Annotated in this window: 19 protein-coding genes; 7 read left to right on the top strand and 12 right to left on the bottom strand. The window is 70.5% G+C overall.

The window, feature by feature from the left end:
- Positions 1-48 precede the first annotated feature (48 nt).
- A complete protein-coding gene (locus tag GF068_RS13760; RefSeq protein ID WP_153819788.1) occupies positions 49-936 on the top strand; it encodes a LysM peptidoglycan-binding domain-containing protein in 888 nt (295 codons plus the stop codon).
- A 48-nt stretch (positions 937-984) separates the two neighbouring features.
- Positions 985-3,258, top strand: a complete 2,274-nt coding sequence (locus GF068_RS46240) for a DUF2169 family type VI secretion system accessory protein (RefSeq protein ID WP_153819787.1) — start codon at positions 985-987, stop codon at positions 3,256-3,258.
- A 3-nt stretch (positions 3,259-3,261) separates the two neighbouring features.
- Here GF068_RS46240 and GF068_RS13750 read toward each other — a convergent pair whose 3' ends face one another.
- From GF068_RS13750 to GF068_RS13715, 8 genes are all read right to left on the bottom strand, one after another.
- Complete coding sequence (locus tag GF068_RS13750) at positions 3,262-3,582, bottom strand: hypothetical protein (protein ID WP_153819786.1); 321 nt, start codon at positions 3,580-3,582, stop codon at positions 3,262-3,264.
- A gap of 28 nt (positions 3,583-3,610) precedes the next feature.
- Positions 3,611-4,801, bottom strand: coding sequence for a PAAR domain-containing protein (locus tag GF068_RS13745; protein WP_153819785.1), 1,191 nt, complete (start codon positions 4,799-4,801; stop codon positions 3,611-3,613).
- A 28-nt stretch (positions 4,802-4,829) separates the two neighbouring features.
- The gene (locus GF068_RS13740) at positions 4,830-5,264 is read right to left on the bottom strand and encodes a DcrB-related protein (protein ID WP_170319463.1); all 435 of its coding nucleotides are present in this window, start codon (positions 5,262-5,264) and stop codon (positions 4,830-4,832) included.
- Positions 5,261-5,683 (bottom strand): DcrB-related protein, encoded by a 423-nt coding sequence (locus GF068_RS13735; protein WP_153819783.1) that lies wholly within the window; start codon positions 5,681-5,683, stop codon positions 5,261-5,263. The genes GF068_RS13740 and GF068_RS13735 overlap by 4 nt, the downstream gene beginning before the upstream one ends.
- A gap of 8 nt (positions 5,684-5,691) precedes the next feature.
- A complete protein-coding gene (locus GF068_RS13730; protein WP_153819782.1) occupies positions 5,692-6,642 on the bottom strand; it encodes an AAA family ATPase in 951 nt (316 codons plus the stop codon).
- 12 nt (positions 6,643-6,654) lie between these two features.
- A complete protein-coding gene (locus GF068_RS13725) occupies positions 6,655-8,523 on the bottom strand; it encodes a type VI secretion system Vgr family protein (protein WP_153819781.1) in 1,869 nt (622 codons plus the stop codon).
- Positions 8,524-8,722: 199 nt separating this feature from the next.
- Positions 8,723-9,694, bottom strand: a complete 972-nt coding sequence (locus GF068_RS13720) for an electron transfer flavoprotein subunit alpha/FixB family protein (RefSeq protein WP_153819780.1) — start codon at positions 9,692-9,694, stop codon at positions 8,723-8,725.
- A gap of 48 nt (positions 9,695-9,742) precedes the next feature.
- Positions 9,743-10,570: an electron transfer flavoprotein subunit beta/FixA family protein gene (locus GF068_RS13715; protein WP_338046376.1), complete on the bottom strand. Its 828-nt coding sequence runs from the start codon at positions 10,568-10,570 to the stop codon at positions 9,743-9,745.
- 121 nt (positions 10,571-10,691) lie between these two features.
- On the opposite strand from GF068_RS13715, the gene nadB reads away from it, so the two are divergent.
- From nadB to GF068_RS13700, 3 genes are read left to right on the top strand one after another with little or no spacing between them, the layout of a single operon-like run.
- On the top strand, positions 10,692-12,329 hold the full coding sequence (gene nadB, locus GF068_RS13710; RefSeq protein ID WP_338046374.1) for an L-aspartate oxidase: 1,638 nt from the start codon (positions 10,692-10,694) through the stop codon (positions 12,327-12,329).
- Positions 12,329-13,201, top strand: coding sequence for a CPBP family intramembrane glutamic endopeptidase (locus GF068_RS13705; protein ID WP_153819777.1), 873 nt, complete (start codon positions 12,329-12,331; stop codon positions 13,199-13,201). The genes nadB and GF068_RS13705 overlap by 1 nt, the downstream gene beginning before the upstream one ends.
- The gene (locus GF068_RS13700) at positions 13,198-14,310 is read left to right on the top strand and encodes a patatin-like phospholipase family protein (protein WP_338046373.1); all 1,113 of its coding nucleotides are present in this window, start codon (positions 13,198-13,200) and stop codon (positions 14,308-14,310) included. The genes GF068_RS13705 and GF068_RS13700 overlap by 4 nt, the downstream gene beginning before the upstream one ends.
- Here GF068_RS13700 and GF068_RS13695 read toward each other — a convergent pair.
- On the bottom strand, positions 14,307-14,744 hold the full coding sequence (locus tag GF068_RS13695) for a SpoIIAA family protein (protein ID WP_153819776.1): 438 nt from the start codon (positions 14,742-14,744) through the stop codon (positions 14,307-14,309). The two genes, GF068_RS13700 and GF068_RS13695, sit on opposite strands and share 4 nt — an antisense overlap.
- 211 nt (positions 14,745-14,955) lie before the next feature.
- Between GF068_RS13695 and GF068_RS13690 the strand changes: the two genes are divergently transcribed.
- Positions 14,956-15,669, top strand: coding sequence for a DNA-directed RNA polymerase (locus GF068_RS13690; RefSeq protein ID WP_153819775.1), 714 nt, complete (start codon positions 14,956-14,958; stop codon positions 15,667-15,669).
- On the opposite strand, the gene GF068_RS13685 is transcribed toward GF068_RS13690, so the two are convergent.
- Positions 15,670-17,136 (bottom strand): 5'-methylthioadenosine/S-adenosylhomocysteine nucleosidase family protein, encoded by a 1,467-nt coding sequence (locus GF068_RS13685; RefSeq protein ID WP_153819774.1) that lies wholly within the window; start codon positions 17,134-17,136, stop codon positions 15,670-15,672. It lies immediately after the preceding gene.
- Between the two features lie 86 nt (positions 17,137-17,222).
- Between GF068_RS13685 and GF068_RS13680 the strand changes: the two genes are divergently transcribed.
- On the top strand, positions 17,223-18,617 hold the full coding sequence (locus GF068_RS13680; RefSeq protein ID WP_153819773.1) for an SIR2 family protein: 1,395 nt from the start codon (positions 17,223-17,225) through the stop codon (positions 18,615-18,617).
- Positions 18,618-18,627: 10 nt separating this feature from the next.
- On the opposite strand, the gene GF068_RS13675 is transcribed toward GF068_RS13680, so the two are convergent.
- Both GF068_RS13675 and GF068_RS13670 read right to left on the bottom strand, forming a co-directional pair.
- Positions 18,628-19,158 (bottom strand): methyltransferase domain-containing protein, encoded by a 531-nt coding sequence (locus GF068_RS13675; RefSeq protein WP_153819772.1) that lies wholly within the window; start codon positions 19,156-19,158, stop codon positions 18,628-18,630.
- A gap of 164 nt (positions 19,159-19,322) precedes the next feature.
- Entirely contained in the window at positions 19,323-22,916 is a 3,594-nt protein-coding gene (locus GF068_RS13670; RefSeq protein ID WP_153819771.1) for a hypothetical protein, read from the bottom strand.
- Between the last annotated feature and the right edge of the window lie 277 nt (positions 22,917-23,193).

Genomic DNA, 23,193 nt, shown 5'->3' with positions numbered 1-23,193 from the left:
CACCAAGCCCGTTGAGGCGCGCGTCTCCCTCGCTGTATCCTCCCCCCAATGGACTACGTCATTCGGCCTGGTGACACGCTGAGCAAGATCGCGTCCCGCAATGGCGTGACCGTCCGCGACATCGTCTCGGCCAACCCGCAGATCACCAACCCGAACGCGATCTCCATCGGACAGCGCATCTCCCTGCCCACGAACGCGGGCGGCGACACGGGCGGCGGCGGCTCGGGCGGCGGCGGCACCAGCAGCGCGAACCCCGCGTCGAACACGCGTCCCACGACCTCCGAGGGAAACGGCGCCGTCAGCTCGAACCCACCGCTCACCTCGCCGAACAGCGACTGGACCCTGCCCGGTGAAGGCCTCGCCCTCAAGCTCGTCCCGTCCGACTTCGACGCCGCCGCGCGTGAGCTCGGCTGCGAGTCCGCTGCCGTCCGCGCGGTCGCCGAGGTCGAGTCCGGCGGGCGCAGCGGCTTCGATGCCCAGAAGCGGCCCAAGATCCTCTTCGAGGTCCACAAGTTCCGCAAGCACACCGCGCGAAGGTACGACCAGACGCACCCGCACCTCTCCGCCCCGTACGACAGCCCGCGCCGCAGGGAGAGTTATCGCAAGGACCAGTGGGCCGTTCTGCGCGAGGCCTTCGCGCTCGACCCCGAGGCCGCCGCGAAGAGCTGCTCGTGGGGCATGTTCCAGGTGATGGGCGAGAATTACGAGATGTGCGGCTGGCGCAGCGTCCGCACCTTCGTGGAGGACATGTTCGTCTCCGAGGCGCAACACATGCGCGCCTTCCTCGGCTTCTGCCGCGACAAGCGCCTCACCCGCCACCTCATCACGAAGAACTGGGCCGCCTTCGCGCTCGGCTACAACGGCGAGGACTACGCCTCGAACCAGTACCACACCAAGATGGCCGAGGCGTACCGCCGCTACGCCCGTCGAAGTTGAGCCCGGAGCCTCCCCCGTCGCGCCCTCGATCTGATAGGTTCGGCCCCGATGGACGTCGTCTCCACCTGCCCGCTCCGCGTCTCCACGCGGACCTGGACCACGGCGCGTGGCGCCCCCGTGCTCACGGTCGCGTGCAAAGCCACCTACGTGCTCCTCCCCGGCACGTCCCAGCTCGCCCCCGAGCAGGAGCCGATCAACGAGGAGGACAACTACTGGGACGACGATCCCGCCCGGAGCCTCCACGCGCCGAGCGACCTCGCCCCCTACAAACCCTGCGCCGACGTCGTCCTCGTCGGCCACGCCTTCGCGCCCGGTCGTGTCCCCGTGCCGTCGTTCCACGTGCGTTTGATCGTGGGCGACATCGACAAGTCGATCGAGGTGTCGGGGGATCGGCTGTGGGCCGCCGACGGGACGATCCAGGACATGGGCCGCATCACGCGGATGCCGCTCCGCTACGAGCGCGCAGGCGGCGGGCCAGGGACCTGGAACCCGGTCGGCGTCCGCTGCAATGGCCCGGGGGACGGATACGGCAGGATCCCGCTGCCGAACCTGCTGCCGCCCGGCAAGACCCCCACGCGCCGCGGCGAGTTCGTCGAGCCCATCGGGTTCGGCCCCCTCGCGCCGACGTGGCCCACGCGTATGGAGAAGCTCGGCGCCTACGCCGGCATCTGGGACCCGCGGCGCTGGCACGAGAGGGCCCTGCCGGAGGGCTTCGACGCGTCCTTCTTCAACGTGGCGCCGCGTGATCAGAACGTGAGCGAGCTGCGCGGGAACGAGCGCATCGTGCTCGAGAACCTGCACCCCGAGCACGAGCGGCTCGCCACCAGCCTGCCAGGGCTCAACCCCCGCGCCGTCGCGGAGCGCGCCCCCGGCCGGCGCGAGGAGATCACGCTCACGGCCGATTCGATGTGGATCGACACCGAGCGGGGCCTCTGCACGCTCGTCTGGCGAGGACGGCTGAGCCTCGCGCACCCCCACGAGCAGGGGCGGATCACCGTGAGCCTCGAAGAACCCCGCGCCGCCGCGCCGCCGCCCGCGCCGCCCGCCGCGCCGCCCGCGCCCGCGAGCGAGAAGCCGCGGCGGCCCCTCACCATGACCATGGACCCGTCGGAGGCGACGATCGTCCGGCCGATCGAGGCCGCACGGCAGGTGATGCCCTTCATGCAGGGCGCGCCCGAGTCGGCCTCGCCGGGCTCCGTGCGTCCGCCGAGCGCGCTCGCGGGTTTGCCCTTCGCCTCCCTGACGCCCGCGACCCCAGCCCCGCCCGCGGTCGCGCCCGCGCCGCCGAGCGCGCCCCCGGCCCGCTGGCCGTCGTCGCCCGACCTGCCCGTCATGGCGCCGCCGCCGCCCGCCCCCGTGCCGCCCGCCCCGGCGTGGACCCCGAGCCCGCCGAGCGCGGTCGAGTCCGCCGCGCGGGTCTCGATCGGGCAACGTGTCGTCGCCGAGAGCGTGCCGTCCGCCGTCGAGCCGGTCGCCGTCGAGCCCGCCCCGCCCGCGCCGAGCGTCTCGCCGCGGAGCGCGCCCCGGTTCTCGCCGACGGACCCGTACGTCGACCTGCTCTGGTTCGACAAGGCCGCGCCCAAGCGGGTGCGCGCGCAGGCGAGCTTCGCGAGCGAGCTGCGCGACGGCGAGAGCCAGGGCGCGTGGCTCACGCTCGAAGACACGCAGCAGCCGAAGCAAGAGATCAAGGATCGGCGCGATGTCCTGCGGGTGCTGCGGCGTGTCCAGCCGGTCGACGCCGACGGCGTGTCGCGCGTGATGGTGGAGTCGATCGACGAGGAGGGGGCGATCACGCCGCCGCTCGTGGTGGTCTCGGGCGAGGTGCAGCTCTTCTTCCACGAGGTGCAGACGCTGAAGGCGACGATCGCGGTGACGTCGCCGCTCGCGGGGGCGGACAAACGGCTGCGCGAGACGCTCGACGCGGCGAACGAGCTGGTGGGGTCGGACTGGAAATGCACGGCGCTCGCGGCCGAGGGCATGACGATCCGGCTGCGCGAGGCGTTCGTGCAGGCGAACCGGACGTTGCCCACGAATTACCTCGACCAGAACGTCGAGCGGGTGCTGCTCGAACAACGCAGCTATCAGAAGCGCGTGATCCTGGGGGAGAAGCGCATCCGGTCGGCGATGGTGCCCGAGGGCGCGTCGGCGGCGATCCCGTGTTATCTGTCGGAGGAGCTCGAGGCGAAGCTGCCGCTCTTTTCGCGCTTCCGCGCCGTGGTCATCGCCGAGGCGCGTGGGCAGCAGGATCAGTACGAGACGAACCCGCTCGCGCTCGTGGCGCTGGCGCTCGGGCGCGTGCTCTCGATGCCGGGTAGGCGCTGAACGTCAAGCCGGGTAGGGGATCGTCCGCCGGGCCGAGGTGCGCAGGTTGACGAGCGCGATCGTGCCGGCCTGGTCGCGATAATAATGGTCCGTCAGGTCGCCGAGGATGACCTCGAGGATGAGGCGGACGGCCTCGTCGTCGTCGAGGTCGTCCACGAGGATCTCGTAGGCGCATTCGAGGACGCGGTCACGCGGCTCGAGTATGGGGATCTTGATCACGTCGACGGGCAGGGGCTCGCCGCCCGTTTTTTCGAGGCGGGAGATCACGTGGTATCCGGGCGGGGGCACGTCGGCGTACGCGCCTTCGTAGGTCGGTCGGGTCATCGTGGGTTTTTCCGGGTATGAATCGCGATCAGCGCTTCATGTACCTGCTGTTGGCAGGGTTGTAATAGTAGTTGTCCGGGTTCTGCCTGGCCCAAGGCGGCGGGTTGCCTCCCTGCGCCGCGCGCTCGGCGATGGTTTGTCCGCCCTGCGGGACGGGCTTCGGCGCGGTGGGCGCGCTGGGCGCGTCGATGCGCGGGGCGTTGGGCACGTCGGGCGTGGTGGCGCGCGGGACGGTGGGGACGTCGGGCGTGGTGGCGCGCGGGACGGTGGGGACGTCGGGCGTGGTGGCGCGCGGGACGTTGGGCACGTCGGGCGTGCCTGTGCGCATGCCGCGGACGTTGTTCCGACCCGTGCGGAGCATCAAACCCGTCTCGTAGGTCGCGCGGACCCCCTCGATGGTGTCGGTGATCGCGTGATCCCTGCCTAACAGATAGGCCGAGCCCTCTTCGAGCCCGACGAGCCCGAGATCGATCCCCGTCAGGATGGCGTCGGTGCGCACGGCCTTCCACCCGAGCGCCCGCCACGCGTAGACGCCGGAGAGGACGCCGAACACGAGGCCCGCCTTGTCGACCCACCACATCGTGTCGTCGAGCCATTTGGGGATTTCGCCCGACCACTGATCCCGGGGGATGATGTCCACCTTGGGGCCGCCGATCCCGACCGTCTTGGCCCCTTCGATGATCTTGCCGCTGCAGGTCGTCTCGTCCTCGACGCGCGCCGCGTTCAGTTGCTCGATGAAGACCGTCTCGCTGCCCGTGGCGATCACTTTGCCCGGATGCGCGCTCGATCGAATGGCGTAGTCCGCACCGACGAGGGCGCCGATGGGGCCGAGGAGCACGGCGCCGAGCAGGGCCCAGCCGTATTTCGTGATCGGCGGGTCCCCGCAAGCGAGGGGATCGTGCACGCGGGCCGCCGCAGGCAAGCCCGCGCCGATGAAGACGGTCGCGGCACCTTCGGCGATCACCCCCGATTTGGATCCACCTAACTTTCCTAATAAGCCTCCGAGGGTGTAGCCCGCCGCCGCGCCCCCCAGGACCGAGGACAGCGCCCCGAAGATCGCCGCGGCGAGGAGGAGGCCCGTGCCCGCCGTCGCGATGATGGTGACCGCGATGATCGCGCCGACGACGACCCCGACCGCGATGCCGACGAGGGCGCCGAAGAGCGAGGTCGAGTGCTCGATGGGATCTCCGACACGCGCTGCATTCGGGGTCTCGCTCATGGGCGTCGTCCTCCTCGGTGCTCTTCGTTCAACGCGCGGCGTCTTCGGTCGGTCGCAATCGGACGGTGGCGAGCACGCGCTCGAGCTCGTTCGAGCACGCGTCCGCGACACGCGCGAGGCTCACGGCCGTGATGGTGACGAATTTGCCCCGCGCGGCGAGCGTGACCTGGTGCTGGAACAAGTCGGCCTTGCCGTCGCGGAAGGTCGAGCGGACCGAGAGCGCCCGCGTCCCGGCGACGACGCGCTCGGCGCGGCCCTCGAGCGCGAACCAGGGGAGGCGCTGCGAGAGGTCCTTGACCTGGCCGTCCACGAAATCGTCGAGCGTGCGCCCATCCTGATCGGCGCGCGAGACGAGCACCTTGAACTCCTCCGGGCTCGGGTCGGGGCCGAGCACGTTCAAGGAGCGGTCGCACCAGCCGCTCGGCAACAAAAAGACCGCCTCGTCGATCGTGTACTCGCTCATCGCTTTCGAAACTTGATGCCCGAGAGGACCTGTTCGAGATACGCGTCGCATTGCGGCGCGAGCTTCACGAGGCTCGACGCGGTGAACGTCAAGACCTCGCCATAATAAGGCAGGTAGACCTGGTGCTGGTACATCGTCCCGCCATGCACCGGCCATTGCAGGCGCGCCTCGAGCCCCACGAGCGGCCCCACGGTCCGCGCGCGCTGGCCGAGGACCTTGAGCTTGGGGATCTGCTTGCCGAGCTCCTTGAGCTTGCCGAGCACGAAGGGCGCGACCTCGTCACCTTCGAGCTTGTCCCGCGTGATCACGATGTTGAAGGGGACACGCTCGCCAGGCGTGCTGACGAAGATGTTCATGGAGCGGTCGCTCCATTCGTCCGGCACGTCGAAGATGAGCTCGTCGGTATGGTACGTGCGCACGCCTCACCTCAAGACATCGGGACGACGAGCGCGTCCGGGTTGCCGGCGACGACGCCCGGCGATCCCGTCGCGAGGACGAGCTGGTTGTCGAGTCCCATCCGGGCGAGCGCCGCGACGAACGCGCCGACCTCGGGCTCGGGGATGTGCAGCTCCGGGGTGTCGATCAGGACGAGCGAGCCTTCGATCCCGGAGCGCAGGAAGGTGACCGCGAAGAGAAGCGCCTGCTTCGCGGTGTCGGAGAGCCCCTCCAGGCCGACGACCGTGCCGCGCGCGTCGGCGAAGCGCGGAACGATGGCGCGTCCGACCTGCTCGACGCCCGCGAGCTGTCGGGTGCGGCAGAGCCTGCCGAACGCCTCCGCGAGCCGCTCGGCGCCACGCGTGCCGCCCTTGTCGTGGAGGCCGAGGTTCGCCTCGGCGATGTACTGCGAGACGAGCGCGTACTTGGCGTCGTCCTGCGTGAGCCGCGCGAGCCGCTCGGCCTCGGGGACGCCGAGCGTGGCGATGCTGGGCGCGCCGCCGCGCGGGATGCGGCGGTTCGCGTGGAAATACTCGACCTTGCTCACGGCCGGATCGACGTCGTACTCGCCGAGGAGCGCGACGAGCGAGGGGTCGTGGTCGATCGACGAGAAGAGGTTCGGCGCGAAGATCGACTCGCTCGAGAGCTCCACGCCCGTCGCGCCGACGCGCGCCCGCTCCTCCTGCGAGAGGACCCAGTCGACGCGCACCTTCGCCGCCGCCTCGCCGGGGCGGACGAAATCGTTCGACGAGCGCTTGAGCCCGTACGGACCGACGTCCTCCTTGGCCGCGATGATCGCCTCGAGCAGGCTCGTCTTGCCGGACCCGGACGGCCCCGTCACCACGACGATGTCGGCCGGGGCGCCCGTCCGCGGGGACGTGAAATCGAACGTGCGGTCCGGCAAGCCGCGGAAGCCGTTCGAGATGAGTCGCTTGATCTTCATCGCTCGCTCTGCCTATTCGCCTTCGTTCGGATTGATGAGCACCTTCGGTCCCTGGATCACGATGCCCTCGGGAAGGATCCGAATGAAGGACTTGTCCCCGACCTTGAGGATGATCTGCTCGTCGCTCTCGATGAGCGTGAACTGCTTCGATTTGTGATAGGCGAAGCCCTCGAGCGAGTGCTGGACGACGTTCTTCTTGATGGCGTGCATCTGGTTCTGGAGCACGGCCACGGTCCGGTCCTTCCCCACGTTTTGCGTGTGGAACCCGACGACGACCTCGAGGTCGTCATTGAGAACGACCGTCGAGCGGTTGTGACGCACGGTGGTGGTCTGGTCGTTCTTGACGAGCGTGCTCATGTCGCGCTCGGCCTGCATGCGCAGGAGCTCCTTGCCCGCCGCGTCCTCGAACATGAGCTCGTTGTATCCGCCGGTGTTCGTGGTCGAGTTGCTCTTCCAGCCGCTCTGCGTCTTGTTGTCCGGCAGCTTGTAGGGGACCTTCTGGAGGTTCGTGTAGACGCGCCCGATGATCACGGGCCTGTCGGGATCGCCGCCGAGGAAATCGACGATCACCTCCTGCCCGACGCGCGGGATGTTCATCCCGCCGAACCCCGCGCCGCCCCAGGGGTGGCTCACGTGGATCCAGCAGGAGCTGTTGTCGTCCATCCGGCTCTCGCGGTCCCAGTGGAAATGAACCCGCACGCGGCCGAACTCGTCGCAATGAATCTCCTCGCCAGGCGGGCCGACGACCGTGGCGCTCTCGACGCCCGTCGCCTTGGGCTTCGGCGTCACGAGGGCCGGCCGGTAGGGCGATTCGGCGCGCCGGGACTCGCAGGCGTGGTGCCACTCGCCGTTGGGCGTGCCCGCGAGCAGGGACTCGACGATGAGAAGCTTCTTGCCCGGGGCGAGGTCGCTGCGCGGGTGGTCCATGAAGCTCGCGACGACGCCGGGCGCGAGGTCGTGGACGTTCGTCTCGAAGGAGACGACGTTGCCGCTGCTCCGCTTGGCGTCGAGGCGCTTGGCGGCGAGCGTGGCCGCCTCGCTCTCGTCCGTGCGCGCCTTGCCCTTGTCGTCCGCGTTCGGCGTGTCCTCGCCGCGATCGACGCCGAACAGGAACGCGCCCGGCGTGTAGTGGAAGCGCTCGAGGCGATCCTCGATGTTCACCCGCGGCTTCGCGGCGCTCGCCGCGAGGTTGTACGAAGGCGGGCGGCGATAGTCGTGATCACGCAGCACGTAGCGGCCGGGGCGAACCCGCTGCCCGACGCGGACGTTCGTCACGTGCTCGCGGTCGGCGACGGTGGGGGTGTCCCGGAACGAGATCACCGGGCGCGGCGCGTTCGCGTGGGGCGCGTCGGAGAGGACGAGCTTGGTCTCGTCGCCGCTCTGCGTGAAATAATACGAGATGCCCGCGTCCTCGAGCATGCGGCTGATGAAGGCATGATCCGACTCGGCGTACTGGACGCGGTACTTGCGCTTCTTGTACGCCCCCTTGTCGATCTTGAGCTCGGGCTCGATGCCCCACTCCGAGAGGATCTGGAGCACGATGTCGGGCTCCGAGAGCTGCTGGAACATGCGGTGGTTGCGCCGCTGCGTGAGGAGCCACAACGTGGGCACGATGTTCAGGCGGTACGTCGAGACGCCCCGCTCCTCGACGCGGACCTGCGAGAGGTCGTTGCAGATGCCCGACCAGAACCGGACGTTCGGGCCGGTATGGAGGACGAAGCGCGCCGGTTGTCCCACGACGGCGTCGAAATCGACGTCGGGGTTTTCACACACGGCGTGGAGCGTGACGTCGAAGATCGAGGACATCCGCTCGTGAATGGTGAATTCCCGGACGTCGAAGACGTCGCCCGAGCTGACCGTGACCTCGAGGTTGCCGCCCATGGTGCTGAACTCCGTGGCGCAAGAAGCAGAGGAGAAGCGGGTGGAGGCGCGTCGCGCCTCACGGACCCCCCAATCTATTCGAAGTCATAGGAATGCGATAGGCTTCTCGCGCGCGGCGCAGCGCGGCAAAGCCACAAACGAGAAGAGCCCCCTCTCCACGCGGAAGAGGGGGCTCTCGGGGGCCCGGAGGCGGGGCGGCTCAGCCCTTCGCCGCCTGGATCCCCTTCACGAGCTCCGGCACCGTCGCGAACAGGTCCGCGACGAGGCCGTAGTCGGCGACCTGGAAGATCGGCGCGTCGGCGTCCTTGTTGATCGCCACGATCACCTTCGAGCCCTTCATGCCCGCGAGGTGCTGGATCGCGCCCGAGATGCCGATCGCGAAGTAGAGCTGCGGCGCCACGATCTTGCCCGTCTGGCCGACCTGCAGATCACTCGGCGCGTAGCCCGCGTCGCAGGCCGCGCGGCTCGCGCCCACGGCCGCGCCGAGCACGTCGGCGAGCGGGTCGAGCACCTGGTTGAACTTCTCCTTCAGCGCGCGGCCACCCGACACGACCACGCGCGCCTCCGTCAGCTCCGGGCGCGCGCTCTTCACCTGGTCGAACGAGACGAACTCGACACGCTCGGCCGCCTTGCTCGGGCCCGCGTACGCCACCGTCTCCACCGCCGACTGCCCGCCCGACGGCTCCGCCGCGGCGAACGCGCTCTGACGCACGCTCACCACCTGGATCGGCGTCGTGATCGAGCAGATGCCGAACGCGTTGCCCGCGAACATTGGCCGCTTGTACCGGAGGTTGCCGTTCTCCGGCGTGACCTCCGTGATGTCGCTCGCGTAACCCGCGCCGAGGCGCGCCGCGACGCGCGGGAGCAGGTCCTTGCCGTAGGCGCTCGCCGTGCCGACCACGACGCCGAAGCCCTTGCCCACGGCCGCCACCGTCGGCGCGTAACGCTCGGCGACGTAGCTCTTCAGCGACGCATCCTCCACCACGAGGATCTTCGCCGCCCCGAAGCCCTGCGCCTCGGCCGCCGCCTTCCCGGCGCCGTCGCCGATCACCAGGATCGAGAACGTGCCACCGAGCGCCGGCGCAGCCTTCTGCGCGAACGTGATCGCCGAGTGTGTGGTCTTCTTGAGCTTGCCCTCGGCAACCTCCGCCACAACGAGAACGTCAGCCATTCTGATTCCTCTTCTCTGAAATGGGGGTTTGTCGTTTGCCGCGGGTCCTCAGAGGACCTTCGCTTCGTTCTTGAGCTTGCCGACGAGATCGCTCACGTCCTTGACCTTGATGCCCGCCTTGCGCGCCGGAGGCGCCGCGAAGCCGTGGTACTGGACCTTGAGCGCCTGATCGGCCGCGAGGTCGGCGAGCTTCACCTCGGCGAGCGGCTTCTTCTTCGCCGCCATGATCGCCGGCAGGGCCGCGAAGCGCACGCCGTCGTTGTACTTGTGGGTCTGCGGCGTCTTCATCGAGTACACGCTCGTCGGCGCCACGATACGGAGGTCGACCGTCACCACGGCCGGCAGCTTCACGCGCAGCGTCGAGACGCCGCCGTCGACCTCGCGGCCCACGAGCAGCGCGCCCGCCTCCTCGCGGATCGTCGCGGCGAACGTCGCCATCGGCCAGTCGAGCAGCTCCGCGAGGATCTGCCCCACCTGGTTCGAGTCGCCGTCGACCGCCTGCTTGCCCATCAAGACGACGTCCGGCTTCTCCTTCTCGACGAGCGCTTTCAGCGCGCGCGCCACGAGGTCACCGTCGAGTTTGTCGTCGGTCGTGTCCACGCGGATCGCTCGATCGGCGCCCGTCGCCAGCGAGGCGCGCAGCGTCGTCTCCGTCTCCTTCGGGCCGAACGTCACGACCACGACCTCACCGGCACGGACCTTCGGCTGCGTGCCGTTCTCCGTGAGCCGCAGCGCGGCCTCGAGGGCGTACTCGTCGAACGGGTTCGGCTTCCACTCGAGCCCGGCGGTGTCGATCTTCTCTCCCGATGCGGGGATCTTCACCTTGTTGGCGTTGTCCGGGTCGGCGACGCGCTTGAGAGGGACGAGGATCTTCACGGTTCGGGAGGCTCCTTTCGGCGGCCAAAGGGTCGGGCCGAGCAGGACGCGCGCCTGCCCGGCGCGTGCCTCAATGACAGCGTTGTCGTTGTGCGTCAAGGAGCCTGCTACCCTGCCGCCCGTGGCCGTCACGACCGATTTTCTCGTCATCGGCAGCGGGATCGCTGGCCTGACCTTCGCCCTCGACGTCGCCGACCAAGGCGAGGTCGTGGTCGTCACCAAGCGCAGCAGCGAGGAGTCGAACACCCGCTGGGCGCAGGGCGGCATCGCCGCCGTCATCTCGCCCGAGGACACCTTCGCGGCGCACATCGAGGACACGCTCGTCGCCGGCGCCGGCCTCTGTCACGACGTCGTCGTCGACATCTGCGTGCGCGAAGGTCCCGATCGGATCCTCGAGCTCATGGAGCGCGGGGCCCGCTTCGACCGCGACAAGGACGGCTCGATCGCCCTCGCCCGCGAGGGCGGGCACAGCGCGCGGCGCGTCTTGCACGTCGCCGACGCGACCGGCCTCGAGGTCGAGCGCGCGCTGCTCGAGCGCTGCCGCGCGCACCCGAACATCCGCATCCGCGAGCACCACATGGCGATCGATCTCATCGTCATGTCGCGCTTCGGCGGCCCCGACGTCTGCGTCGGCGCCTACGTGCTCAACACGGCCACGCGCAAGGACGGCGAGGACGACGCGAAGAGCCACCTCGTCGAGACGTACCTCGCGCGCGCCACGGTCCTCGCCTCGGGCGGCGCGGGCAAGGTCTACCTCTACACGTCGAACCCCGACGTCGCGACGGGCGACGGCATCGCGATGGCGTACCGCGCGGGCGCCGAGATCGCGAACATGGAGTTCTACCAGTTCCACCCGACCTGCCTCTACCACCCGCAGGCGAAGAGCTTCCTCATCACGGAGGCGCTGCGCGGCGAGGGCGCGATCCTGCGCCTGCCCGACGGCGCGCCGTTCATGGCGAACCACGATCCGCGCAAGGAGCTCGCGCCGCGCGACATCGTGGCGCGCGCCATCGACTTCGAGATGAAGCGCACGGGCAGCGAGTTCGTCCTGCTCGACATCACGCACAAGCCCGCGAGCTTCGTGGTCGACCACTTCCCCACGATCTACGCCGAGTGCCTGCGCTTCGGGATCGACATCACGAGCCAGCCGATCCCCGTCGTCCCCGCGGCGCACTACCTCTGCGGCGGCATCAGCACGGACCTGCACGGACGCACCACGATCCCCGGCCTCTGGGCCGTCGGCGAGTGCGCGTGCACGGGGCTGCACGGCGCCAACCGCCTCGCCTCGAACTCGCTGCTCGAGGGCCTCGTCTTCGGCCACCGCGCCGCCGTGAAGCTCACGTCGAACATCGGCGAGCTGCGCAAGAGCCCGCCGCCCGAGGTCCCCGAGTGGCAGATCGGCGACGCCGTCCCGAGCGACGAGGAGGTCGTCGTGACGCACAACTGGGACGAGCTCCGCCGCACGATGTGGAACTACGTCGGCATCGTCCGCTCGAACGCGCGCCTGCGCCGCGCCGCGCGGCGTATCGCCCTCTTGCAGGACGAGATCCGCGAGTATTACTGGAGGCACCTCGTGACGCGTGATCTTTTGGAGCTGCGCAACATCGCCACCGTCGCGGAGCTCATCGTGGGCTGCGCGTCCGCGCGCCACGAGAGCCGCGGCCTGCACCACACGATCGACTACCCGCAGACGAGTGATCGTTACGCCGTGGACACGGTCGTCAAGCGGGGCGTCCCGCCTCATCTTCGGGGGCGCTGATGGGCCCGGACGACGACGAGCGATCGAGCCAGCCGCTCGTGCCGCGCCCCGAGGGCGGCGAGCGGAGCATGAGTTACTTCGTCGCCGCGGGCTTCGCGGTCGGCACGACGTTCGTCTACATCTTCTTCCTCTCGCTCATCGGATCGATCCGCAGCGAGGGCCGCCCCGACCTCGTCACGAGCTTCGGCTGCCAGCTCGTCGCCACGTTGCTCGCGCTCTTCCTGATCCTGCAGCTCCACGCGCCGGACAGATCGATCCGCGACTACCTCGCCGTGCGCCCGACGCACCTCGGCTTCTTCCCGCTCGCGGCGCTGCTCGGCATGGCCGTGCAGGTCCCGGCGAACGCGCTCTACGACCTGCTCGTCAGGCGCTGGCCCACGGCGCAGCCGCGCGAGGAGTCGCTCCACGAGCTGCTCGCGGGCGGCGTGCCCAAGCGGATCCTCTTCTTCGTCATCCTCGTGCTCGCCGGTCCGCTCATCGAAGAGGTCTTCTTCCGCGGCGCGCTCTTCCGTCCTCTGCGTCGTCGTCACGACGCGCTCGGCACCGTCCTCGTGACGAGCGTCCTCTTCGCGATGGCGCACCTCGAGTGGCAGCTCATCCTGCCCATCGGCCTCGTCGGCCTCTCGCTCGGCTTGCTCCGCAGCGCGAGCGGATCGCTCCTGCCGAGCTTCGTCATGCACGGCCTCTTCAACGGCATCACGCTCGCGTCCGTCTACACGCGATCCCCGGCGGAGATCGCGGACGCTCAGCCGATCCCGCTCCTCGTGACGATCGGCGGATCCGCCGTCACCATCGTCTTGCTGGGCCTCGTCTACCTCCTCGGGAAACGATCCGAGGTGGCGCGGCTGGCCCGAGGAAAGGACGCAGCGTGAGCGACGCGTCAGGCTCTCCCCACGACCCTCCGAAGACCGCCCTCTGCTTGCCGGGCGGAGGCCTCACCGGCGCGCTCTACCAGATCGGCGCGCTCGCCGCGCTCGCCGACGGCGTGCGAGGCATGGACGGTCAGAGTTTTTCCCTCTACCTCGGACAATCGAGCGGCGCGAGCGTCGCCGCCGCGCTCGCCGGCGGTATCCCCGTCGATCGCCTCTACCGCGCGCTGCTCGATCCGGTCGACAACTTCTTCCCGCTCGAGCGTGGCCACGTCTTCCGCATGGACATCGACGAGTGGCGCCGCGCGCTCTCCACCTCGTGGGTCGCGATTCGCCACGCCCTCGCGCGCCTCTCGTCGCACCGCGACACGGCCGTGCCGAACGCGCCGAGCCACCTCTACCTCTGGGAGCAGATCGATCGCCTCTCGGACTCGCTGCCCGCGGGCTTCTTCACGCTCGACCGGTACGAGCGTTTCCTCGCCGAGTTTTTCCTCCGCCGCGGCATCCCCAACGCCTTCCGCGCGATGCCGCGCCCCTTGCGCATCCCCACGTACGACGTCGACTGCGGCGACCGTGTCCTCTTCGGCGCCGACGGGCACGAGGACATCCCGGTCTCGCTCGCCTGCGCCGCGTCGCTCGCGCTCCCGCCCTTCTTTTCGCCCATCCGCATCGGGGATCGGCACTACATCGACGGCGGGCTCGGCGACGTCGCGCATCTCGACGTCGCGGCCGAGGCGGGCGTCGAGTTCGCGGTCGTCGTCAACCCCATGGTGCCCGTCTCCGTCGCGCACCATGGGGTCCCCACGGGGCACGGCGTGCGGCAGAGCGTGCGCGACAAGGGCCTGTTCTGGGTGATGAACCAGGCCATGCGTATCGGCACGCACGCGCGGCTCGCCCAGAACGTCGAGCAGATCCAGCAGAAGACCGGCATGCACGTCCTCGTGCTCGAGCCCGAGCCGAGCGACGTCCTGCTCTTCCTGCACAACCCTTCGAACCTCGCCGCGCGCCGCGCCATCCTCGAGTACGCCTACCGCACGACGCGCGAGCGCATCGCCGAGTGGATGGACAAGCGCCGCGGCGTGATGGCGCGCCTCGGCTGGGAGGCGGCCTAGGACGCCGACGCGAGGTCGATGCGCGAGAGGTGTGGCCTCTGCGTGGCCAGCCACTCGCGCGCGGCGCGCTCGTCGTCGAAGCAGGTCGTGCGCCGGGTCTGTCCCCGGAAGATACTCACGGCCTTGTCCATCATGGTCACGATCACCCGCATCCGGAAGCTCGCGTTCACGAGCGCCAGCGCGCCCATGAGCTGGGTGCGCGGGTCCTCCACGGCCATCTTGCGCGTCTTCGAGCCCGGCTCGATCGTGCGCGTCATGTCGAGCAACACGAGGAGCTGCCGCCCGCCCGAGACGTCCGCGAGCACGTCGTAGAAGGCGCGCATGTGCTCCGGCTCGACCTCGCCGTTCCACGACAGCACCACGAGGTCGGGCGGCTCGAACGTCAAGCGATGGGCGGGGCCGATGGCGACGATGTGAGGCGTATCGTGTTGCAAGGCTGCTCCGTCGTTGACATTCGTGGCGTTTACGTCCGGGGCATCCACGAATACGCTCCGGCATCGGGCCCGTCAACCGGCAGCGCCCCTTCGGGATCTGGCGCGCGCCGTGCCCCTGTAAGTCCTGCCGGGCGAGGGACGTTCACGGGGCATGACGCCCGCGCCGCCCCTTGAAAGCTGCCGCTCGCTGCGCTCTCCTCGGAGGATCCCGATGCTTGCCCGTCCTGCCCTCTTCGTGTCCCTCGCCGCCGTCGCCCTCTCGGCCCTCACGGGGTGCTCGAGCCTCATCCCGTTCACCCACGAGATCCGCGTCGAGCACGGGCTCACCGACGACGAGGTCAAGAACCTGCAGTTTTATTCGTCGCACGGCATCACGCTGCGCCGCGAGATCGAGTCGGGCGGACGCAAGATCACGCCGGGCCACAAGCTGCTGCTCATCTCGGGCAAGCAGATCGAGGAGGTCGTGATCCCGGCGAAGACCCCGGGCGTCGCCGTGAAGGTCGGCCCGCGCGCGCTCGCCGTGAGCTTCGAGCCGGGCACCTCGCTCGTGTTCCAGGTGAAGGGATCACGCGTGTCGATGGATCATTCCGGGTTCCTGCGCCCGCTCGCGCTCGATCCTTCGCCCGCGTCGCCGCTCGAGCGCCGCGTGACGAACCTGCTCGGCCAGCAGTTCGCGCAGCCGCCGAACCCGTTCCCGGGCAACGACGGCAGCCCCGACCTCGGCGCGACGACCGTGGCGGGCGACGACGCGAGCGGCAACTACTGGCTCGACACGGACAGCGCGGGCCGCATCGCGTTCGACGGCAAGCTCTGGAACAGCGAAGAGGACAGCATGCAGGCGCACCTGCTCATCGACTCCGATCTGCTCGAGGAGGTCGACAAGAAGCGCAACGTCCTGCACGGCGTGAAGCTCGAGCCGAAGTGATCAGCGGCTCTTCGTGAACGGGATCGGGTGGCTGCGGAGCAGCTCCACCGTGTACGCCGCGGCCACGTCGCAGGCATACGCTCGATACCCCTCCACGCGTGGCGTGTTTTTCTGCGCGTCGGCGAGGTCCGACACGCCTCGCACCATGAAAAACTCGGGCTGACGCGCGGCCGCGAAGCACGCGCTCGCCACGCCCGCGGCCTCCATCTCCACGCCGATCATCGACGGCCACACGTTCCGATACTCCGTGAGCACCCGCTCGACCGCGACGACCTTGTCGCCCGAGGCGATCGGCCCGAGGTGGATCCGCGGCGCGCCCTCGCCGGGCCGCGGGACCACGACCCCCTGCGTCCACCCGTTGCCGAGCACGTTCAGCGCCGCCGCATAAAGCCTCCGCGACGCCTTGTGCACCGACCAGCGCACCTCGATCCCCTGCTCCGTGAGCTTCTGCAGCTCGTAATCGACGACCTGCTCCGAGATGAGCAGATCCCCGAGCGAGACGCGGTGGGCCGCGACGCCCCCCGCGATCCCCACGAGCACTACGTGCCGCGGCCGCCAGCGCTTGATCGCGTCCGCCGTCGCCGTCGCCGCATTCACGCGGCCCATTCCGAGCAGCGGCAGCACCACGACGCGATAACTGCCTGCGCCGTCCGAGACGGGCAATTGCGCGCGAAAATAGACGTGCACGTCGTCCTTGCGGGGCACGACCCGCTCGAAGCCGGGCAGGCGGCGCAGCAACGCGTCGCGCTCCTCGGGCAGCGCCGTGACGAGCAAAAAATCGATCCGCTCGGGCTTCACCTTCGCCTCGCTCTTGCGCGGACGCGGCGCCTTCGGCCGATCTGCCTGGGTGACGGGCCGCCGGCCCGAGAGCTCCTCCGTCACGAGGTCGAGGAGCCGCTCGGCGGCGTCGTCGGCCGCCTCGCGTGACCCGATCGGCGTATCGAGCGAGGCGATCTGCGCGCGCGTCACGCGCCGGTGGAGCCCCACGCCCTCGAAATCCGCCATCATCTCGTCGAATGCCTTCTTCGCGTCGCCGCCCGTGGACGGGAGCGGAAACACCGGCACCTGCTCATTCCGCGCGGTTTGGTATGTCTTGTACGTACCGCTGACGCCGCCGATGAGGATCACGGCCTGCGCGCGCCGCACGCTCTCGACCCATTCCGGCACGCCTTTCTCCACGTACACCACGTCTCCGCCGAAAAAGGCGGGCTCGTCGGGGCGCGGGACGATTTGCTTGAGGCGCGTCGAGAGCGGCAGGCCGAGGGCCTGGAGCTCGCCGGCGAAGGCCATCGTCGTGGCCTTGTCCACGCCGTTCCAGCCGCAGGTCACGAGCCCCGCGCCCGCGTGCGCCAGCGCCCGCCCGATCGCCTGCGCGGCGAGCTCCTCCGTCCTGGGCAAGGGCGCGTCGCGTGAGCCCGTTCCAGCGACCAGCACCCACGTCTCCTGCGCCTTCTCGGCGTCGCTCATGACGGCGGAGTCTACCAGGCGCGGCGCCTCGGGTGTACGCTTCGAGCAAACACCCGGCGCGGGCCGAGGGATGGAGGAGCCGGAGCATGGATCAGGGCCTCACCGATTTCCTGCGAGATTACGTCGACGCGCTCGAGCGCGGGACCGCGGCCCTCTTCGTCGGGGCGGGTTTGTCGCTCGCCGCCGACCTGCCCGGCTGGGGCAAGCTGCTCGAGGGCATGGCGCGCGAGATCGGGCTCGACGTCGGCAAAGAGCACGACCTCGTCTCCCTCGCTCAATTCCACGTCAATCGGTACGCCGGCAGCCGCGCCCACCTCGCCGCCCTCGTCCGGCGCACGTTCGATCGGGAGGTCGTGATCCCGGACAACCACCGCATCCTGGCCCGGCTCCCGTTCGGCCATGTCTGGACCACGAACTACGACGAGATCCTCGAGGCCGCGTGGCGGCAGGCGGGCCGGGTCCTCGACGTGAAATCACGCAGCGGCGACCTCACGACCTCGGACCTCGAGGCCGACGCGGTGCTCTACAAGATGCACGGCACGGCCTCGCAGCCGGACGAGGTCGTCTTGACGAAGGACGATTACGAGCTTTATTCGCGCAAGCGCCCGGGGTTCTTGCAGCTCCTCGGGAGCGACCTCACGACGCGCACGTTCCTGTTCCTCGGCCTGAGCTTCACCGATCCGAACCTCGGGCACGTCTTCGCCGAGCTGCGCCGGTGCTTCGAGGACGGCCAGCGCCAGCATTACACGATCCTGAGGCGGCCGTCGGGCGCCTACGAGGCGCAGCGGTTCGAGCACGTCGTCGCGGACCTGCGCCGTTATGGCGTCCGGACGATCGTCGTCGAGGATTACGCGCAGATCACGGACATCCTGCGTCGACTCGAGCGGCGTCGGGCGCAGCGGAGCGTGTTCGTGTCGGGCAGCTTCCCGGAGGACGGGGACGAAAAAGAAAAAGTGTTCGTCTCGGCGATCGCGCGGGGCGTCGGGCGGATCGTGGGGGCGAAGGACCTGCGGCTCGTGACGGGGCTCGGGCGCGTCGTTGGCCCCGCCGCGGTGACGGGGCTCGTCGAGGCGCTCGACGGGCGATCGGCCGCGGCCATTTCGAGGCGGCTCGTCGTGCGCCCCGTGCGCGAGGTGGTCCCGCCCGGCGCGGCGCTGGACGCGTGGAAGCGGAAATCACGGGAAGACCTGATCGCGCAATCGGGCGTGATGATCGTGGTGGGAGGGTTGCGCCGCGGCGCGCCCGCGCCCGGGGTGCTCGAAGAGTTCGAGATCGCGAAGGCCCAGGGCCTCGTCGTGTTGCCCATCGCGGCCACGGGGCACGCGGCGCGGGTGATTCACGAGGCCCTGCGCGTAATGCCCGCGGAGGACCTCCCTCGCGAGGTCGACGCGGCCTCGTTCGAGGCGCTCGGGGCGGAGACGAGGGACGAGGCCACGATCCTCGCGGCGATCGAGCGCTGCCTCGGGCGGCTCGGGGCGTGAAGCGCCGCGGCTATCCGTCTTTTCGATACACCAGGAGCTCGTTGCCGTATTCGAGCCGCCGCATCCGCCGGAGGCCGTGCGGGGAGAGCGCGAGGTCGAGCTCCCGCGGGTCGAGGTATTTCACGCCGAGCCCCGCGGACGCCGGGGTCGATTGCACGATCAAGAGGTGCCCGCCCGCCGTGAGGTGATCGGCCAGGTTCGCCGCGGCCCGATCCAGGTTCGTCGCCTGGTTCAGCGTATGGACCGCCGTGATGACGTCGTAACGCCGTCGCAGCCGCCGCGCCGCCTCGCCCGCGCCGAAGTCGAATCGATCGACGCCGTCGATGCGCCGCCCCGGATGACGCTCCCGCGCCTCACGCACCACGAGCCCGGTCCGGTGGCCGACGTCCAGCATCGAGCGGAACGAGAGCTCGTCGAGCATCGTCAAGAGCGCCGCCATGTCCATCCGATGGCTCGCCGACGGATGAAACGGCTCGAGCTCCGGCCGATACCCCTCCAGGGGAGCGGCGACACGAGCGGTTGGCAGGACGACGTGTTCCATGATGCAGTCCAGGCAGGAAAACGTGGCGCGGACGGACGAACGTGTACACGTAAGCACGTCACGTGCCAAGCGGCATGCCACGCCGTTGACGCCCGGTTCTACGTCGGATCGCCCTGAAGGCTGCGCAGGTTGCGCAGGAACGGCGCGACAAGCGCCGTCCGGACTTACAAACCTGGAATGCGGTCGAAGAGCGAGGTTTCGATCTTGCCGACCGTCGCCTCGACCTCGAAGTGGTGCACGACGCCGTCGACGTCCTCGGCGACGACACGCCGGAGCGCGGCGGGATCACGCCGCGCCAGGAGCACACGATCGACGTGGAGCTCGACGCGCAGGATGCCCGTGCCGGGCTCACGCGGCGCGCCCGTGAGCACGACCCTCGCGGGCGACGACGAGACGGGGGAGACCGAGAGCACGAACGCCACGTGCGGGCCCATCACGAGCGCGCGCCACAACGCGAGCAGGGGCGTCGCCACGCGGCGAGGCGCAGACGGGCCCTGGCCGTCGCGGATCTGGATCGACGTGACGCCGTCGTACACCAGCCGATCGTGCCCATGCACGTCGGAGAGCACCGCGATGCGGAAGGTCGCGCCGTCCCGCGGCTCCACCTCGACCGCGAGCGGGGCGGCCGAGACGCGCGCGCCGTCGACACGCGTCGACTGCCAGGTGATGAGCGCCGCGAGCGGCTGCGTGCGCGGGTACAGCGCGTCGAGCACGCTCGCCACGTCGTCCGCCGAACCCGTGAGCGCGCCGAGCCGCTCGGGCCAGGTGAGCGGCGACGCGAGCGAGAGCGGCGAGACACGCGGCGACCTCAAAGGCTCGGCCGCGAGCGGGCCAAACGTGGCGAGGTCGTTCTCCGTGCCGTCGGGCGGATCGAGCAAGAGCAGGCGCCCGACGTGCGTCAGCGCAGCGGCCTGCGGCAGGCCAGGCGCGTTCTGCGCGAGCGCAGGCGTCGCCGAGGCGGCGAACCGCGCGGCGGCGGGCGGGAAGGGCAGCGAGGGCAGGAGCGGCTCGGGCGCGCGGCCCGGGTAGACGAGCGCGCGGATCAACGTCACGCCGAGCGGATCGGCGGCGCGCAGCGCGTCGGTGCGCTCCTTCGGGACCCAGTCGAACGCCTCGCGCACGGCCGACACGAGCGCCTCGACATCGAGCCCTTCGCCACGCATGCGCTCGAGTGGCCCTTGCAGCGCGGCCGTCCCACCTTGCTCGGCCGCCTTGCGCAGCAGCGGGATCCCGCGCTGCGCCGCGCCTCGCGAGAGGGCCACGAGGCCCGCGCACGCGAGCATCGACGCGTCGCCCGGCGGACGCGAGCCGGCGCGCTCGAGCCGCGACATCGCCTCCTCGTAACAGGCGACGGCCGCGCGGTGGGCGCCGAGGTCGTCGAGCCTGCGCCCGTGCCGCACGAGCTCGAACGCCGCGCGCAGGTGCACGCGCCCGTGCCGCGCGTCGCTCTCCTCCTCGCTCGCCTGCAAGAGCCCCGGCAGCGGATCAGCGCCGCGCGCCTCTTCGCGCATCAGCGTGAGGTACCAGGCGATGTCGGCGCGGCGCTCGCGCATGTAGATCTCGCCCGGGTGATCGAGACAAACATCCACCCAGCGCAGCGCGTCCTGCAGGGCCTCGAGGCGCGTGATCGCCTCGTCCCTGCGGCCGAGCGTGGCGAAGAGGTGCCCTTCGAGCAGCGCGGCCGAGAAGCGCACCCGGTGCACGACGGCGCCGAGGCCGCCGAGCGAGGCGCGCAGCCGCGCGAGCTTCTCGAGCGCCACCTCCGTCTTGCCCGCGCGCGCGAGCACCGCCGCCTCGTTGTAGGCCGCCGCGGCGAAGACCTCGTGGAAGGGGCTCTGCCACGTGCCCGCGAGCCGCTCGGCGAGGGCTCCGAGCACGGCGAGCGCGTCCTCGTCGCGCCCCGCGAGCCCGAGGGCGGCGCCTTCGTTGCACGCCGCGATCGCCGCGAGCGCGCCCTCCGGCGGGGCCGGCGAGGGCCCGAGCCGCTCGCGCAGGGCGCCTGCCCGCTCGGCCGCCTCCTCGGGCCTGCCCGAGCGCGCGAGCACGAACGCTTCGAGGCACGCGGCGGCCGCCGCCGTCTCTCGTTGCGCCGGGCTGCTCTCGCCGGGCGTGCCGAGCGCCGCGTGGCCGAGGGCCGCGAGCGCGCGCGCGTCGTCGCCGCGCTCGATCGAGATCACCCCGAGCACGAGCGCCGCGTCCGCCGCGACGGCCCGCAGGTCCACCGAGGGGGCTTGTCCTGCGAACCTCCACTCCCCGGTGAGCTCGAGCGCGGCCGAGAGGCTGTCGGTCGCCAGGGCGAAGCGCTCGCGCGCCGCGTGCCGCTTGCCCCTGCGGTAGAGCGCGAGCAGCACCGCCTCGAAGATGTCGGGATCCTCGTGCCTGCGGTCGTGGAACCTCCGGACGACCTCGTCGTACTCGCCGGTCTCGGTCTGCGCCGAGAGGTCGCCGAGCGCGAGGAACGCCTTCGCCGTCTCCTTGCTCCCGCGCTCGTCGCGCACCGCCTCGCGCACGATCGCCGCGCAGATCTTCGCGGCCTCCGCGTTGCGGCCCTGCGCCCGGAGGGCCATGGCCTCGGCGAGGCGCTCGGCGTGCTGGGCCGAGAGCTTGCGTGTCGAGAACGGGTCGGGGCGCGAGGGGCGGTCGGTCGTGCGGCCCCCGGGCGAGCTCGGCCTCTCCGTGGGCACGACACGTAGCCCCTCCGCCGGGGTCGCCTGCGCCGAGCGACGCGCCTCGATCGCCGAGAAGAGCTCCGCCGACATGGGCCGCGCGCGCGCGCCGACCTTGATCGGGCTCGTCTTCGAGAGGCACTGCACGAAGCGGAAATAGGCGTGCGAGAGCCCTTGTGGATCCGAGGTCGGCTCGACCTCGGCGGCGAGGCGCGGGGCGGGCTTCGTGGCGCTCCGCTGGGGGATCTGCGCGAGCTCGAGGTAAAGCGAGAGGTCACACGTCGGCAGCGCGAGCGTCGAGCGCAGCAGGCCCTCGAGCCGCGGGCGCGCCTCCTCGACGAACGCGCGTCCCGCCGGGCCCTCGGCGATGTGCACGAGCAGCGGGAAGAGGTGGATCGGCCGGTCGGTCGAGGCGATCGCGCGGCGCCCGTGCGCCCACGCGCCGAGGTCGATCGCCTCTTCGAGGGACGCGTCGTCGAGGACCAGCACGAGCTTGTCGGCGAAGTACGAGGCGAGCAGGGCCGTCGTCTCGCTCTCGCCCGTCGGCGCGTCGACGAGCACCGCGTCGTAGCGACCACGCAGCGCGGCGGCGATCTCCTCGAGCACGCCTGGGAACGCCTCGAGCCCGTCGAGCGGGCGGTTGCGCTCGCGGGGCGTGTCCTCGCCGCCGACGGGCAGGAAGTGCAGCTCCACCGTCCGGTCCTCGGGCAGGCCGGGGTAACGCAGGGGCACGCGTCGGATCGTGGCGTCGTTGGCCTCGATGATCCGCTCGACGAGCTCGCGCGCCGCGCCGCCTGCGGGCCCACGCGTCGCGGGCAGGCGCCGGGTCTCTTCGCGTATCTCGGCGAGCAGATCGACGACGCCGGGCGCGGGGGCCCTCTGCCACGGCGGGCTCGACGCGGCGGGGCGGCGCTTCGTGTCGTCGGGGAAGTACCGCGTGAGCGTGGGCGAGTCGACGGCGAGGTCGACGACGAGGACCTTGTCGCCGCGGTGGGCGAGCAGGGCCGCGACGTTGGCCAGGGCCATCGCGCGCCCCGCGTCGCTGCGGGCCGACGCGAACACGGCGAGGTAGCCATCCCGAACGGTAGGCAAACGCAAACCCTCCAGCGGCCTACTCTCGCATGTTGGGCGCGCGGGACAAGAGGCACGAATCCCTCACCCCGACCCCTCGACCCGACCAGGCACCGCCTGGACCGAGGGGGGAAGAGCTGTGTAACGCGCAGTCGCGCGGCGCGCGACCGGCGCGCGAGGAGGTCGCGGGGCTCGATGCGCGCGACCCGAGCACCGCGTGAGGCGGGGCGCGTCCTCCTGTTTCGTCGCTCGTGTCACGAGGGAAGAGGTCCGAGCCCTCGCGTGTCGGCATACGCGT

Source organism: Polyangium spumosum (genome assembly GCF_009649845.1).
GTDB classification, from domain to species: Bacteria; Myxococcota_A; Polyangia; order Polyangiales; family Polyangiaceae; genus Polyangium; species Polyangium spumosum.
Note: the sequence above shows the minus strand (reverse complement) of the source record. Positions and strands in the feature narration are given on the sequence as shown.